Source organism: Dyadobacter arcticus, assembly GCF_011762185.1.
Lineage (GTDB): Bacteria > Bacteroidota > Bacteroidia > Cytophagales > Spirosomataceae > Dyadobacter > Dyadobacter arcticus.
Window position 1 is genome coordinate 297670 of the sequence record NZ_JAASQJ010000001.1, and the last position, 15303, is coordinate 312972.

A 15303-nucleotide genomic window follows, 5' to 3' on the forward strand; every position below is an offset into this window, starting at 1 on the left:
ATCGCATGAACCTCTTTAAGATCAGCATTGCCAACTTGAAGGATAAGAAACTCAACAGCTTTTTAAGCGCTCTTTTGCTTACGCTTGGGATAGGCATGATTTCGCTGCTATTATTGCTAGACAGACAACTGGACGAACAATTTCGCAGAAATATAAGAGGGATTGATATGGTTGTAGGAGCGAAAGGCAGCCCGTTGCAATTGATCCTTTCCAGCATATATCAGATCGACGCACCTACCGGGAACGTTCCATTGACTGAGGTTAATTCTCTCAGAAAGAATCCCTTTGTGAAGACTGTAATTCCTCTTTCCATGGGCGATAGTTACCAGGGATTTCGCATTGTAGGCACTACTCCAAAGTATGTTGAGCATTTTCAGGCGAAGGTCTTGGCAGGACAATTATATAATGCCTCCATGGAGGTTACCATTGGCAGCAAAGTCGCCAGGAATTCCAATTTGAAAATAGGAGATTTATTCTCGAGTTCTCACGGTTTGGATTCGAAGGGGAAAACCCATGGAAATAAAAAGTACAAGGTGACCGGCATATTTGAACCCAACGGAAGTGTGGTAGATCAACTAATTCTTACCCGACTTTCGAGCGTCTGGGATATTCATGAGCATGAGGAAGAATCTGGTTCGTCAAATCATATAAATGCTGAGCCGAACGAAGAAGATAAGCAGGTAACCAGTGCGCTGATACAGTTTAGGAACCCGATGGGCCTGCTCACGCTCCCGAGGCAGATCAATGAAAATACATCCATGCAAGCCGCCTTGCCCAGCATTGAAATCAATCGGTTATTTTCACTGCTCGGCGTAGGAATTGAAACACTCCGCGCCCTCGCACTTATCATCATTAGCATTGCCGGGGTAAGTGTTTTTATCTCATTATATAACTCTTTAAAAGAGAGGAAATACGAAATGGCGCTCATGCTATCCATGGGGGCAACCCGATCCCGCCTATTTCTGATGCTTTTAATTGAAGGTGTATCCCTGGCGGTAATTGGCTTCTTTTCAGGAATCATTTTAAGTAGGCTGGGACTATGGCTATTCTCGAGGGCTGCGGAACAGGACTTCCACTATTCGTTGAGAGGTTTCAGCATCCTGCCAGAAGAAGTTTATTTGTTTGTTGTGGCTCTGGTGATAGGCGCAATTGCCGCGGCACTTCCGTCTCTAGGCATCTACAAATTGAATATTTCGCGTACACTGGCGGAGGAATGATAATGTACGTACTTTTGTCTGGGTTTTTAACACCTTGTAAAACAAAGTAAATTGACCGCTAATGAAATTGTTGAGGATTGCCCTATTCATTGCTTGCATTTCCTTTTTATGCGCGTTCCGGCCTGCCGGGGAGCCTGTGAAAGTAACCTGGGAAATTTTAAGGGATGTTACTTTTAAGAAGAAATGGTATGCGGAAGAATCCATATATATGCTTCACCCAACCTTTGGGCCAAGCGTCCAAAAACTAAAAAACCAGCAGGTATCAATTACTGGCTACATATTGCCGATCGATCTGGATGCAAACTTATATGTGCTTTCTGCATTTCCGTTCAGTGCCTGTTTTTTCTGCGGAGGTGCTGGTCCTGAAACAGTTATGACTTTAAATTTCAAAAAGAAGGATAGTCGTAAATTCAAAACGGATGAACGTCTGACGTTTACTGGTACACTGAAACTCAATGCAGACGACATTTACCAAATGAATTACATCCTGGACGCGGCTGAAATCGCAGACTGACTTAAATACCAATCAGCCGCCAGACTCCTGAGATAAAAAATAAAACCAGCCCGACGGGGGTTAGAACTTTCCAGCCCAAATACATTAGCTGATCTACGCGAAGCCTTGGAAGCGTCCAACGTGCCCACATTTGGATAAGAATTCCAAACATTGCCTTACTCAGAATCCAGAAAATCCCCGTAATATATCCGAACCAGGTTCCGGGCTCGCCGCTGGTCCAATCTGCAAGCCGGAGAGGCCCGATGTTGGGAAAAGGCGTATTCCAGCCTCCCAAAAAAAGAATTGCTCCCAATAAGCAAACCAGCAGCATCATTCCATATTCGGATAGCATAAACAGCGCCCATCGCATACCCGAATATTCGGTATGGAATCCAGCAACCAATTCTGACTCGCCTTCTGGTAAATCAAATGGAGCGCGGTTACATTCCGCAAGAGAAGCAATGAAGAAAACAATGTAAGCAAGCAGGAGAAATGGATTTCGAATGATATTCCAAGACAAAAAGCCTCCGACCGAAGTAACATCTACCCCAAGTTTTCTCATTCCAAAAAGATATATGGTATCTGATGAATAAATGCCCTGCTGCTGGCTTATAATTTGCAAATCAAGCGTTTGTGTTAGCATTACTACGCAAAGAATAGACAAACCTAGTGGTATCTCATAAGAAATAATCTGAGCAACTGCACGCATGGCGCCAAACAAGGCAAATTTATTGTTTGACCCCCATCCTGCCATTAATAACCCAACGACGTCAATTGAAACAATGGTTAAAAGGAAAAAAACGCCTACGGCTGCTCCTGAGCCTCCCAGGTCTGGCGCGAGCGGAACAACTGCAAAACCTGCGAAAACCGAAATGAAAATTACAAGAGGTGCTGTAAGGAATAACGGACGGTCGGCAGCCTTCGGAACAATATCTTCTTTTTGAAGCAACTTCAGAAGATCGGCAAATAGCTGCAACAATCCCCATTTACCAACCTCCATCGGCCCCATCCGGTCTTGAATGAAAGCAGAAACTTTCCGTTCCAGATATACGCCGATCACTACGAAACCAGGGACAAAAAGGAGGAAAAAGATCAGTGTAAATGGCATTAACGGCTATTGAGGTATAATTTGATGCTACAAAACTAGTCAAAAAACTTACTGTTCTTCGTCCGGTTGCCCTTTATATCCCGATTCCTGTAAGATCCTTGGCGCATTGTCAATTTCCATTAATTGGGGCAAAGTAACTTCCGGATTTTCTGCTACATATCTGCTTACAATCCGCCATCCAATCCATCTCGCAATAGCGCCAGGGATCTTCGCCCCGATTTCAGAGGTAAACGGGCGCTCCTCAATAAATTTTCTTTTGATCAGATCACTCTTTTCGTATAGTAATTTACTGGCGATAAAATAGCTCCATATCTGCTGCTGACTGTTATAGGTACGACCCAGATTTTCTTCTGAATAACCCACAATAAGGCTGTCTGGCGTTTCCGGCATAATTTGTTTTACAAATTCATACCCTTTCCCGTAGCCAATCATATCTGCCAACATCGTCTGGTCTCCCAAGTTTATCCTGTTGAATTGATTTGATTCGAAAAAAAGGATTGAAGGTACAATGTACTCTTTCTGATAACGTCTGAGTTGGTAATCGAAAACATTGGGCCGGTATCGTGCAGCTGGCCCTCCAAAATAGTCCAAGCCAATGATAATTAGAGAGTCGGAAATATAGAGATCGTTGCCAGTGAAACCAGTAACCATAAACTGTATCTTGGGAACATTAAATCCGGGATAGTAGTATCTAATTTGCCTAAAAGCCTTGGACAAAGGTTTTAATATGGTCTCGTCCCTGCTCCCAATTAAGGAATCCAATTGATTTCGGAAAGATTGAAAATCAGGGTTTTGAGAAATACTGAAAAGTTGCTGAGCCAATTGGGTTGAATCAACAGACGAATCGGCAAAGTAAAACTTGGTCAAGGAGGGGTGCTTTTTAAGAAAACCTTGAACTTCGTCCACCGATTTACAGGCGAAAAATTCCTGGTCAAGATTTTCGGAAACCAAATTTGATACGGTCGAACTGTTATCAGCTTCCTGTGTTTTGTCTGTATTGCAGGAAAATGAAATTACCACTAAAAATATCATGATGGTAAAGCCTTTGAAATAAAGCATTCGATAGAAAATGGGTAACATGATAGACCAAGGTTCAAAAATAGAAAGAAAAAGATTAAGCATTCTGGGATGCGGCTGGCTGGGATTTCCCCTAGCTCAACGTTTGCAACAGGAGCATAGTACGTGGAAAATCGCAGGCAGCACTACTTCTTCTTCCAACCTGGGAAAATTTGAAGCCAATGGAATCGAGGGCTATTTATTGGATCTTACGCCCGATTTTGCGACAGACCAAACACAATTAGACGCATTTTTTAATGCAGATACATTGATCATTTCCCTGCCGCCGCGGTTGACCAAAAACGAGCCGGGATTTTATCCAAAACAAATTGAAGTAGTTGCACGAGAAATAGAAAAGTCGACAGTTAAAGAGGTGATCTTCATCAGTTCTACAGGAATATATCCAGAGCTGAATCGGATTGTTAAAGAAGAAGACGTTTCCGCTCCTGAAAATTCTCCATCACCAGACATGGTTTTGGCGGAGAATATAGTTCAATCATTACGCCCGCTGAGAATGGTTACGATTCTCAGACTGGGAGGTTTATTGGGCCATAATCGTATTCCAGGAAAATATGTGAAAGGGCAAAAAAATATGTTAACTGGCTCAATTCCTGTTAATTACATTCATCGGGACGATGCCGTAGGCATTATACAACATTTTCTTGAACATGGCCTTAAAAATGAAACCTTCAATATTGTTTCACCAATCCATCCCACGAGACGGGAAGTTTACGACGATTCATGCAAAAGGTTTGGCTGGGAAGCCCCGACTTACATTCAGCCTGAAATCAGCCCTGATTTTAAGATAATTTCGAATGAAAAATTTGAAAACCATTACTCTTATAGCTATCTGTTTCCCAATCCTTTGCAATTCTTTTATAGTCTTGAAGACAAAGCTTAGATTTTATCTAATGCAAAAAATCCGCAGGTAGCCCCGCGGATTTTTTGCATTATTTTAACCAAAGTAAATATTACTGAGCTCCCAGCAACTCGGTCAATTTGCTTTCCAAGGCTGGGCCTCTCAGGTCTTTTGCTATAATCTTCCCATCCTTATCTATTAAAAAGGTCGCGGGAATGGCGTTTACACCATATGCTTGCGCAACTCCTGACTTCCATTTTTTCAATTCCGATCCATGCTGCCATTTGAGGTTATCCCTGCTAATTGCTGTTTTCCAGGCTTTCTCATTATCGTCTAGTGATACCCCATATATATCAAAGCCTTTGTCCTTAAACTTATCATACATTCGTACGACATTCGGATTTTCCATCCGGCAAGGCCCGCACCAGGATGCCCAAAAATCAATCAACACAAATTTTCCGCGTAAAGATGACAAGGCAACAGGTTGCCCCTCAGGACTGTTCAATGTAAAATCCGGCGCTACTTCACCTACCGCAAGCCCAGCAATTCTTTTAATCTGGCCAATAAATCCTTTTGCGAGCGTTGGTAAAGGTTCTACTTTTCCATAGTCGTCAGCCAATTTTCTTAATGTTTCAAGATCGTTCTCAGGTCTTAAAAAATTATTGGCCGTAAAAAGCGCCACCAGGGATGTACCCATTTCTGGAATTAATTTCTTTATCACATTTAGCCGCTCCTGATCAGCCCTTGCAAACGACTGCTGAATTTCCGCAATTTTCTTAGAATCCTTTTTCTCTTCCGCAGCGGCATAGTCCTCATTCCATTTTGTCACTTTCGCCGCAAAACTCTGCATGAGCTGGTCTATTTGCGCATAATATTCCATGTTTTTGGACCCTGAAACCTCAGCTTTACCACCATTGCCTTTGCTATCTTTTCCGGTACCATCTGCCGACACGATGAAATTTTCACCCCCTTCTACCAGCAAAATTACCTTCTGACGATCTGCAATGTTCAGAGAAAAAAAGCTGCCGCGATCCTTTTCAGTTCCCTTTAGCGCGAAACTGCCATCTGCCGCAAGCTGTGTAGAATCGATTTTTATGGAGGATCCACCCGAAATTGATACAAGCAAGATAACTTTTTCGCCTTTTGACCCGTTTTTAACCTTGCCTGAAACTGTGAAAGCCTTCGGCGAAAGCTGAGCCATTGATTGAAGGCTCAAGAAAACAACATTTATTACTAAGAAACTCTGTTTGATAAAACCCTTCATATTCTTCAAAGCTGATTAATTATGTGTGGCTAACTTAGTTTCCGTGCAAGCAATTGATTGACCATTTTCGGGTCAGCCGTATTATTTGATTTCTTCATCACTTCCCCGACAAACAGCCCAATCAATCCCTTTTTCCCTTTTTTATATGCTGTTACCTTATCTTGCATGGAGCTAATAACCTCATCTACCAACGATTCGAGCTCATTTGTATTGCTGTTTTGTAACCAGTTATTTGCCGTCGCAATGTCCAAAGGCGCGCGGTCTGGCTCATTCAAAAGTATAGGGAAAATTTTCTGCGAAGCAACCGAATGACTCACAACACCCGATTCACTCAATGCTATCAAGGCAGCCAGATTTGTCGGATTCATTTGAAACAAATCAATATTGCTATCGTGTTCATTCAAATAAGATTTAACTGGTCCCATCAGCCAATTTGATACTGATTTGTAGGCATTTGTTAAAGCACAAACCGCCTCAAAATAAAGTGCAATTTCTCTGGTATCTGTCAGTACAATTGCGTCGTACACAGGGATACCATATTGCTGAACGAATTTCTCACGCAGTTCCTGAGGCAATGCAGGCATAGCAGCTTTGATGCTCGCCAGCCATTCATCCGAAATAACAACCGGACTGAGGTCAGGATCAGGAAAGTAGCGGTAGTCGTTCATGGTTTCCTTCACACGCATGCCATATGTCTGACCACTTTCTACCTCAAACATTCTGGTTTCCTGTTGAACATCCTGATCGCCTTCCAGTAATGCTACCTGTCGTCGTTCCTCAAAATTGATTGCCCGCATCATATTGCGGATAGAGTTCATGTTCTTGATCTCCACCTTTGTTCCATATTCCGGCGCGCCTTTCTTACGAACTGAAACGTTCACATCGCAACGTAATGAGCCTTCTTCCATATTGCCATCACTGATTTGGAGATACCTCACTAGTCGCCGGATTTCTGTTACAAATGCTCCGGTTTCTTCCGCAGATCTTAAATCCGGCTCTGATACCATTTCGACAAGTGGTGTTCCGGCCCGGTTATAATCCAGCAATGTTTCTGTGTAGCTCCCGTCATGGACTGATTTTCCCGCATCCTCTTCCAGGTGAATGTGATGAAAGCGGATTACTTTTTCAACGGTTTGACCGTCGGTATTTTTCGAAGATATTGTCACGCTGCCTTTATCACAGATCGGCTTTTTATCCTGGGAGATTTGGTAGCCCTTTGGGAGATCCGGATAAAAATAGTTTTTCCGGTCAAAGATGGTTTTTTTACTAATTGTGCATCCGCACGCCAGGCCGAGGCGGATCGCATATTCCACTGCCTTCTTATTGATTTTTGGTAAAGTCCCTGGAAGGGCCAATGTAAGTGGGCCAATATTGGTATTAGGCTCGGCCCCAAACACATTGCAATCCCTGGCAAATAACTTGGATTCGGTTAAGAGTTGACAATGTACTTCCAGCCCGATTACCGTTTCATAAGCGGCCAAAAGTTCATCTGTAATGTCAGAAGGACGCAATGCGTTTTGAATCATATTTTATACTAATGCTTTCACAAAGATACAAATACGGGCCGTCCATAGCATGAACGGCCCGTATTTTCTAAACAAACGGAATGGCTTATAATGAGTTAATCCAGCTGGCAATTACGACGATTTCGGCTTTGGGAACGTGGGCCATAGGTGCCATGGGAGGATAACCGGGCCAATGCTCTGGCTTAGGATTATGTACCAGTTCTACTATCTCGTCCGGACTATATTTCTTTTTAGCTACTTCCGAATAAGCAGGCCCGATTACCTTATCATATGCCTGGTGACATGCAAAACATGCGTGTTTGTTCAACAAAGCTAAAACGTCGGCAGGCACAGGTTTACGTTTTGGTGCGGACGCAGGTGCAGCGGCGGACGTAGGCGTAGCGGCTGCCGTAGCCGTTGCAGCAACAGCAGCGCTGTCCCCAGTTTTTGCAGCACCTGAATCCGGAGAAGTGGCAGCAGGTGCCGGCGCGGCAACAGGAGCAGGTCTTTCGGGCTGATTTTTTCTATCGTTCTGAAGCTTGACAAGTGCAGTTTCTTCTCGCGATTTGCTGCCTGATCCGTAGTAGTGGTCATACTTATCGCGGTCTTCCTTTGAAGAACAACCGATGCAGAAGGAAACTGCCAGTACGATTAGTGCCCGGGAAGTGCTTTGTTTGAGTGTCATTGTTTTCAATTTTAAGAATTTCCGCCAGATTAAGGTTTGATATTTAAATCATCATACGAAGAAAGTAAGTTTGCGTTAGATTTCCTTCTTATTGATGCCAGAAATTAGCAGCATTTTAGCTGGTCAACAACATTACCGTTTTGTACTACAATGCATTACCCTGGGCTTTCGCAATTAAAAGTGCTCAAATTTTTATGCCTTATTTGACAGATATTATTTTGATTAATATTAAATGTTGTTACTTTTGCACTCCTATTTGTAAAAACGAAGTAAAGCAATGGCTAAGAAAGGTAATAGAGTACAGGTCATATTAGAATGCACAGAACAGAAACAAACCGGTGTTCCGGGAATGTCACGTTATGTGACTACAAAAAATCGGAAAAACACACCTGGCCGTATGGAATTGAAGAAATTCAATTCGTTTCTAAGACGCTATACTGTCCACAAAGAGATCAAATAAGGTTTTAAACTTTAACAATATACAGACATGGCAAAGAAAGTAGTTGCTACCCTGAAAAAAGAAGGCGGTAAGGCATTTGCAAAAGTGATCAAAGCCGTAAGATCTCCAAAAACCGGAGCCTATACGTTCAAAGAAGAAATTGTACCCCTTGACGGTGTTCAGGGTGCCTTGAAAAACTAGTCTTCGGCCGCCCGGCGGCCCGGTGCGCTCAGACTGACATTGTTTGGCTGCAATGAGATTAAAATTGATATTGTCACACTGAGCGAAGTCGAAGCGTGATATTGCATTATATGAAAGGTCCCTTTTGGGACTTTTTTGTTTTATTTTTGGGCTACTAATCTTAATTGCACGATGAGTTTATTTGGCTTTTTTTCAAAAGAGAAAAAAGAAACATTAGATAAAGGCTTGGAGAAAACCAAAGACAGCTTCTTTGGTAAACTTTCCCGGGCCATAATAGGCAAAACGACCATTGATGAAGATGTCCTGGACGAACTGGAAGACATTCTGGTCAGTTCCGATGTAGGGGTTGAAACAACTGTTAAAGTTATTAAACGGATTGAGGAACGTGTTGCCAGGGACAAATATGCCACCACTGCCGAGCTTGACGGAATTTTGCGCGAAGAAATCGCTGCATTGCTTACTGAAAATAAATCAGTTGACATCAAGGACAGTTACGAAACCGAGCATTTGCCAAAACCTTATGTGATCATGGTCGTGGGTGTGAATGGGGTTGGAAAAACGACAACAATAGGAAAACTGGCTCACCAATTCCATCAGCGAGGACATAAAGTAGTACTGGGTGCAGCGGATACATTCCGCGCAGCGGCTGTGGATCAGCTAAAATTGTGGGGCAAACGAGTTGATGTGCCCGTAATCGATCACGGAATGAACACCGACCCATCTGCGGTAGCCTATGATGCTTTAAAAAAAGGAATGGAAATTGGTGCCGATGTGATCATCATTGATACCGCCGGCCGTTTGCATACGAAGGTTAACTTGATGAATGAGTTGTCAAAAATCAAGCGGGTAATGCAAAAGATTATTCCGGATGCGCCGCATGAGGTACTTTTGATATTGGATGGAAGTACTGGTCAAAATGCGGTTATTCAAGCTAGAGAATTTACCAAAGTCACTGAAATAACTGCCCTGGCCATTACCAAACTGGACGGTACCGCCAAAGGTGGCGTGGTGATCGGTATCTCCGACGAATTTAAAATTCCTGTAAAATACATTGGCGTAGGAGAAAAAATGGATGATCTTCAGGTATTTGACCGAAATGAGTTTGTTGATTCTTTGTTTAAAAAGATTGGCTGATCATTTGAATTTCCCGAACTTTGCGCGCCGTTTAGCGGTTCATTATCAGCTGATTCACTAATAAAGGAATTGCACTATTTCCCAATTTAAAGCCAATAGCTACTGCCAACCGCTCATAGCTAACCCCAATGAAAACCAAAGGAATAATCAAGAATAAGGTTAATATTGTTACGCTGGGCTGCTCCAAAAATGTGGTGGATTCAGAAGTGCTTTACACACAACTCAAAGGAAACGGATTTAATGTTGCGCATGAATCCAGAAAAGATGATTCCCAGATTGTTGTCATCAACACCTGCGGTTTTATCGACAATGCCAAAGAAGAATCCATTAACACCATTCTTCGTTACGCCGACGCCAAAGCAGCAGGAATTGTGGATAAGGTATATGTTACAGGCTGTCTTTCACACCGTTACAAGGATGAACTTTCCATCGAAATTCCTACGGTCGACGCATGGTTCGGCACCAACGAGTTGCCTCGCCTCCTCAAAACACTTAAAGCCGATTACAAGCATGAATTGGTTGGAGAACGTTTACTCACAACGCCAGCACATTATGCCTATCTGAAAATTGCCGAAGGTTGCGACCGCCCATGTAGCTTTTGCGCAATCCCCATAATGCGCGGCGGACATATTTCCCGCCCCATTGAGGATCTTGTAAAAGAAGCCAAATCATTGGCAAAGCGCGGCACGAAAGAACTGATTCTTATTGCACAAGATCTGACTTACTACGGTCTGGATATTTATAAAAAAAGAAATCTATCCGATCTGCTTGCTCAACTATCTGATGTGGAGGGAATCGAGTGGATTAGATTGCAATATGCTTATCCCGCAGGCTTCCCAATGGACGTTTTGGATGTCATGAATGAACGTGATAACATTTGTAAGTATCTGGACATGCCTTTGCAATCGGGCTCGACAGAGATCCTTAAATCGATGCGCAGAGGCATTACCCGCGAGAAAACGGAGGCGCTCATCGAAACCATTCGTGAGAAGGTCCCTGGAATTACATTAAGGACTACGTTGATTGTTGGACATCCTGGTGAAACGGAGGCATTGTTCGATGAAACTTACGAGTTTGTAGAAAAGATGCGTTTCGACCGATTGGGTGCATTCCAATATTCGCACGAAGACAATACGCATTCCTACACCATGCCGGATGACATTCCTGCTGAGATTAAACAAGAACGTGCGGATGCTATTATGGAATTGCAGCAAGGCATATCCTATGAATTGAACCAACAAAAAATAGGTAATACTTATAAAGTGCTTTTCGACCGCAAGGAAGGTGGACATTTTATCGGCCGTACAGAATTCGATTCCCCCGAAGTAGATAATGAGGTGTTGATCCCTGCAAGCCAGTTTGTTAGGTTGGGAGATTTCGCCAATATTAAAATCACATCTGCCGAAGAGTTTGACCTTTATGGCGAAGTCGTTTCTTCAGTCCCTTTTTCCGAAGATCCGGCCTTATTAAATTTGCTCATCAAACATTAAAGAATAACAGTTTAGCACATGTTACAAAGAATCCAATCTATCTTCCTAGCCATCGCAATCGTAGGAATGGGTATTTTCCTTGCTTTCCCGATCTGGACCAAAGTATCTGTCACAGGGATACAAAAAGCCGAATTAACCGCTATTAAACTTACACATCAGGTAACAGAGGTTCAATCCACGATTCAGCCAGTTTACTATCTCATAATTTTAGCAGTACTGGTTGCCGGTATTTCGGCTTACGCCATTTCTCAATTTCGCAACCGCGTCTTACAATCTGCCTTGTGTGCAGTCAATTCTATATTGATGACCGTTATCATGGGTTTGGTCATTTATTTTACTTATTATAAGACAGCAAAACTGTTTGATTCCGAGCTTCCAGGTAAATATGACATTGGGTTTTACGGCTTGGTGGGCGCAATGCTAGCCAATGTTTTTGCAAATCGCTTTATCCGTAAAGATGAGCGTACGGTTCAACAATCCAAAAGATTCAGGTAAGCAATGATCTGTTTTGGGTAAGTGAATCTCATTACAACTTTACCCTAAACCAGTCCTTCTCTCAGCAGATCGTGCAAATGCACGAAACCCAGCACTTTCCCCGCTTCCACAACAACCACCTGCGTGATGCTTCGCGACTGCATAATTTCCAAAGCATTCACCGCATATTCGTCGGGGGAGACAGATATTGGAGATCTAGTCATGATATCGGCAGCTGTAAGATTGAGAATCCGGATCGCCTGATGTTCTTTCAGCATTCTACGCAAATCACCGTCGGTAATAATTCCAATCATTTGGCCATCAACATCATTAACCGCCGTAGCACCCAGTCTTTTTGAAGTCATTTCAAGAATAACTTCCTGTAAATTAGCAGTTTCCGAGACAATCGGTAAAGCATTATGCGGGTAGATATCACAAATTTTCAGGTATAGTCTTTTTCCCAAAGAACCTCCCGGATGGAATCGGGCAAAGTCATCATGCGTGAAACCTCTTGCTTCTAGCAGACAGATCGCCAATGCATCTCCCAAAGCCATTGTCACTGAGGTACTTACAGTTGGTGCCAGATTTAAGGGATCGGCCTCTCTCGGAGCAAATGCATGTAGAATAAATTTGCAATTTTTGGCCAGATAAGATTCCCTGTTGCTGACCATTGCGATCATGGTAACTCCTATACGTTTCAACAGCGGAACCAGCACTTTTATCTCCGATGTATCGCCACTTTTGGATATAACGATCACAACGTCATTGGTTTGAATCATGCCCAAATCGCCATGAATAGCATCGGCAGCATGCATAAACAGCGCGGGCGTCCCAGTCGAGTTGAGAGTGGCTACGATCTTCTGTCCAACAATGGCACTCTTGCCTACACCGGAAATGACTACCCTGCCTCCGGAGTTTAAAATAGCATATACGCAGTTTTCAAATTCGTCATCAATCAGTTCAACTATTTTATGCAAAGCTTCTGCCTCTTGCTGTATTACATCTTTTGCTATCGACTGAATATTTTTTATTAATTTCAAATCTGAAACACAGTTTATAGGGATAGAATCGTCAAAATTCATTTCAAAAAAAGCAAAGATAAAGAAGTTTGGGGATAACCATTTTGTTAACAGAGTATGGTAAAGCAGGTTGAGCAAGTCGTCTTAGACACGTTAAAAGAGAAACTAAAAGAAATATTTGGATATAGTCAGTTTCGTGGAGAGCAAGAAGTAATTATTCAAAATATTCTCCTAGGTAAAAACACTTTTGTAATCATGCCCACAGGGGCTGGCAAGTCACTTTGCTACCAATTACCTGCATTGGTAAGTGAAGGGTTAACAATCGTTATTTCGCCGCTCATTGCATTGATGAAAAATCAGGTTGACCAGCTCACCGCTTTTGGAATCAATGCCCAATTTCTTAATTCAACGCTTACCAAAGCAGAAATGACCCGTGTTAAAACGGATGCATTGGATGGAACGCTTAAATTACTCTACATAGCCCCCGAGTCGCTTACCAAAGAAGATAACCTCGATTTTCTTAAAAAAGTAAATATTTCCTTTATCGCCATCGATGAAGCACATTGTATTTCTGAGTGGGGCCATGATTTCAGGCCAGAATATCGACGGATTTATGGAATTATTGAAAATATAGGTCAGCTCCCAATCATTGCACTTACAGCCACTGCAACCCCAAAAGTGCAGCAGGATATTCGCAAGAACCTGCAAATGGAGGAAGCGGAGACATTTAAATCGTCTTTCAACCGGAAAAACCTTTATTACGAGATACGCCCCAAAAAGGATGTCAAAAAGCAGCTGATCCGGTATATCAGAAATAACAAAGGAAAATCTGGGATTGTATATTGCCTGAGCCGCAAAACGGTTGAGGAAGTTGCCGAACTACTGAATGTTAATGATGTTCGCGCATTACCGTATCATGCTGGTTTAGACAGCAATACGCGTATGGCCAACCAGGATGCATTCCTGAATGAGGAGGCTGATGTGATCGTGGCAACCATTGCATTTGGAATGGGCATTGATAAGCCGGATGTTCGCTTTGTCATCCATTATGATGTTCCCAAGTCGTTAGAAGGCTATTACCAGGAAACCGGCCGCGCCGGACGTGACGGATTGGAAGGGAATTGCCTGATGTTTTACAGCTATGAGGACATTCAGAAGCTCGAAAAATTCAACAAGGATAAAACCGTAACCGAGCGGGATAATGCGCGCCATTTGCTCAATGAAATGGTGGCATACGCTACATTAGGCGTTTGTCGCAGAAGGCAATTGCTAAGTTATTTTGGAGAATACCTGGATAAGGATTGCGGCGCCTGCGACAATTGTATCAAACATACTGATAAGAGTAAGGTTCAGGAAGATGTGATTTTGGTGCTAAAAGCGGTTGCACAAACCGAGCAACGCTTTGACTGCGATCACATTGCCGATCTGCTGACTGCCACCGAAAACCAATATGTTAAAAGTTATGAGCACGACCAGCTCGATGTATATGGTAAGGGATTGGAATTGAATGAGTCACGCGATTACTGGATTTCCACGATCCGGCAGCTTGTCATCTTCAATTACCTCGAAAAAGACATTGAAAATTACGGCGTGATCCGGCTTGGCGAAAAAGGGGCCAAATATCTCAGCGACCCTTATCAGGTTACGTTGCATAAAGACCATAATTTCGAGGAAGAGGAAGTTAAGCCTGAGGACGATGATAAGGATGCAGCAGCCGGAGGTACTAGCGCTCATGCTTATGACGAAGCTTTGCTCGGCTTGCTGAAAGCCCTTCGTAAAAAAGTTGCGAAAGAGAAAAATCTTCCTCCTTATGTCATTTTCCAGGATCCTTCCCTGGAAGAAATGGCCACAACATATCCCACCACTCAACAGGAAATGGCCCAGATCAATGGGGTCGGAATGGGGAAGGTGCAGAAATTCGGCCGACAGTTTATTGACACCATCACCCGTTATGTCGAAGAAAATGAGATTGAAACGGCTAAGGACGTCGTCATTAAATCGACAGTCAATAAATCCAAAATCAAAATTTTCATTATTCAGCAGGTAGATAGGAAGGTAAGCCTGGATGAGATCGCTGAGGTGAAAGACCTGGATTTGGCCGATGTGATAGAAGAAGTTGAACATATTTGCTATTCGGGTACCAAACTCAACCTCGATTACTATATCAATCAGGTAATTGACCGTGAAAGGCAGCAGGATATTTATGATTATTTTATGGCAGCGGAAACGGATAACATTGCCGTCGCCCTGGATGAATTTGCGAAAGATGAAATAAGTGAAGAAGAATTGCGGCTGATGCGTATCAAGTTTTTATCAGAACTCGCAAACTAAAACCCTTACAGAACAATTATCCGCCCAA

At 42.9% G+C, this 15303-nt stretch carries 15 protein-coding genes; 9 read left to right on the forward strand and 6 right to left on the reverse strand.

Annotated elements, in window-relative coordinates; genetic code table 11:
- The first annotated feature begins 5 nt into the window (after positions 1-5).
- Positions 6-1217: an ABC transporter permease gene (locus tag FHS68_RS01350; RefSeq protein WP_167268663.1), complete on the forward strand. Its 1212-nt coding sequence runs from the start codon at positions 6-8 to the stop codon at positions 1215-1217.
- Positions 1218-1278: 61 nt separating this feature from the next.
- Positions 1279-1731, forward strand: coding sequence for a DUF3299 domain-containing protein (locus tag FHS68_RS01355; RefSeq protein WP_167266496.1), 453 nt, complete (start codon positions 1279-1281; stop codon positions 1729-1731).
- 1 nt (position 1732) lies between these two features.
- Here FHS68_RS01355 and FHS68_RS01360 read toward each other — a convergent pair whose 3' ends face one another.
- A complete protein-coding gene (locus FHS68_RS01360; RefSeq protein ID WP_167266498.1) occupies positions 1733-2818 on the reverse strand; it encodes a complex I subunit 1/NuoH family protein in 1086 nt (361 codons plus the stop codon).
- Positions 2819-2866: 48 nt separating this feature from the next.
- Entirely contained in the window at positions 2867-3877 is a 1011-nt protein-coding gene (locus tag FHS68_RS01365) for a gliding motility protein GldB-related protein (protein ID WP_167268665.1), read from the reverse strand.
- Positions 3878-3896: 19 nt separating this feature from the next.
- On the opposite strand from FHS68_RS01365, the gene FHS68_RS01370 reads away from it, so the two are divergent.
- On the forward strand, positions 3897-4775 hold the full coding sequence (locus FHS68_RS01370; RefSeq protein ID WP_167266500.1) for an NAD-dependent epimerase/dehydratase family protein: 879 nt from the start codon (positions 3897-3899) through the stop codon (positions 4773-4775).
- A 70-nt stretch (positions 4776-4845) separates the two neighbouring features.
- On the opposite strand, the gene FHS68_RS01375 is transcribed toward FHS68_RS01370, so the two are convergent.
- From FHS68_RS01375 to FHS68_RS01385, 3 genes are all read right to left on the reverse strand, one after another.
- Positions 4846-5934, reverse strand: a complete 1089-nt coding sequence (locus FHS68_RS01375; RefSeq protein ID WP_208408124.1) for a TlpA disulfide reductase family protein — start codon at positions 5932-5934, stop codon at positions 4846-4848.
- Positions 5935-6026: 92 nt separating this feature from the next.
- On the reverse strand, positions 6027-7523 hold the full coding sequence (gatB, locus tag FHS68_RS01380) for an Asp-tRNA(Asn)/Glu-tRNA(Gln) amidotransferase subunit GatB (protein WP_167266505.1): 1497 nt from the start codon (positions 7521-7523) through the stop codon (positions 6027-6029).
- Between the two features lie 85 nt (positions 7524-7608).
- On the reverse strand, positions 7609-8187 hold the full coding sequence (locus FHS68_RS01385; protein ID WP_167266508.1) for a c-type cytochrome: 579 nt from the start codon (positions 8185-8187) through the stop codon (positions 7609-7611).
- Between the two features lie 277 nt (positions 8188-8464).
- Here FHS68_RS01385 and rpmG point away from each other — a divergent pair, with 277 nt between their 5' ends.
- The 5 genes from rpmG (at position 8465) to FHS68_RS01410 (ending at position 11946) form a co-directional block, all read left to right on the forward strand.
- Entirely contained in the window at positions 8465-8647 is a 183-nt protein-coding gene (gene rpmG / locus FHS68_RS01390; protein WP_167266510.1) for a 50S ribosomal protein L33, read from the forward strand.
- A 27-nt stretch (positions 8648-8674) separates the two neighbouring features.
- The gene (locus FHS68_RS01395) at positions 8675-8827 is read left to right on the forward strand and encodes a DUF4295 domain-containing protein (protein ID WP_167266513.1); all 153 of its coding nucleotides are present in this window, start codon (positions 8675-8677) and stop codon (positions 8825-8827) included.
- Positions 8828-8998: 171 nt separating this feature from the next.
- Positions 8999-9961 (forward strand): signal recognition particle-docking protein FtsY, encoded by a 963-nt coding sequence (gene ftsY, locus FHS68_RS01400; RefSeq protein ID WP_167266515.1) that lies wholly within the window; start codon positions 8999-9001, stop codon positions 9959-9961.
- Between the two features lie 128 nt (positions 9962-10089).
- Positions 10090-11451, forward strand: a complete 1362-nt coding sequence (gene rimO / locus FHS68_RS01405; protein WP_167266517.1) for a 30S ribosomal protein S12 methylthiotransferase RimO — start codon at positions 10090-10092, stop codon at positions 11449-11451.
- A gap of 18 nt (positions 11452-11469) precedes the next feature.
- Complete coding sequence (locus FHS68_RS01410; protein ID WP_167266520.1) at positions 11470-11946, forward strand: DUF4293 domain-containing protein; 477 nt, start codon at positions 11470-11472, stop codon at positions 11944-11946.
- A 44-nt stretch (positions 11947-11990) separates the two neighbouring features.
- Here FHS68_RS01410 and FHS68_RS01415 read toward each other — a convergent pair whose 3' ends face one another.
- On the reverse strand, positions 11991-12965 hold the full coding sequence (locus FHS68_RS01415; RefSeq protein WP_167266523.1) for a KpsF/GutQ family sugar-phosphate isomerase: 975 nt from the start codon (positions 12963-12965) through the stop codon (positions 11991-11993).
- Between the two features lie 96 nt (positions 12966-13061).
- Between FHS68_RS01415 and recQ the strand changes: the two genes are divergently transcribed.
- Positions 13062-15275 (forward strand): DNA helicase RecQ, encoded by a 2214-nt coding sequence (recQ, locus tag FHS68_RS01420; RefSeq protein WP_167266525.1) that lies wholly within the window; start codon positions 13062-13064, stop codon positions 15273-15275.
- Positions 15276-15303 lie beyond the last annotated feature (28 nt).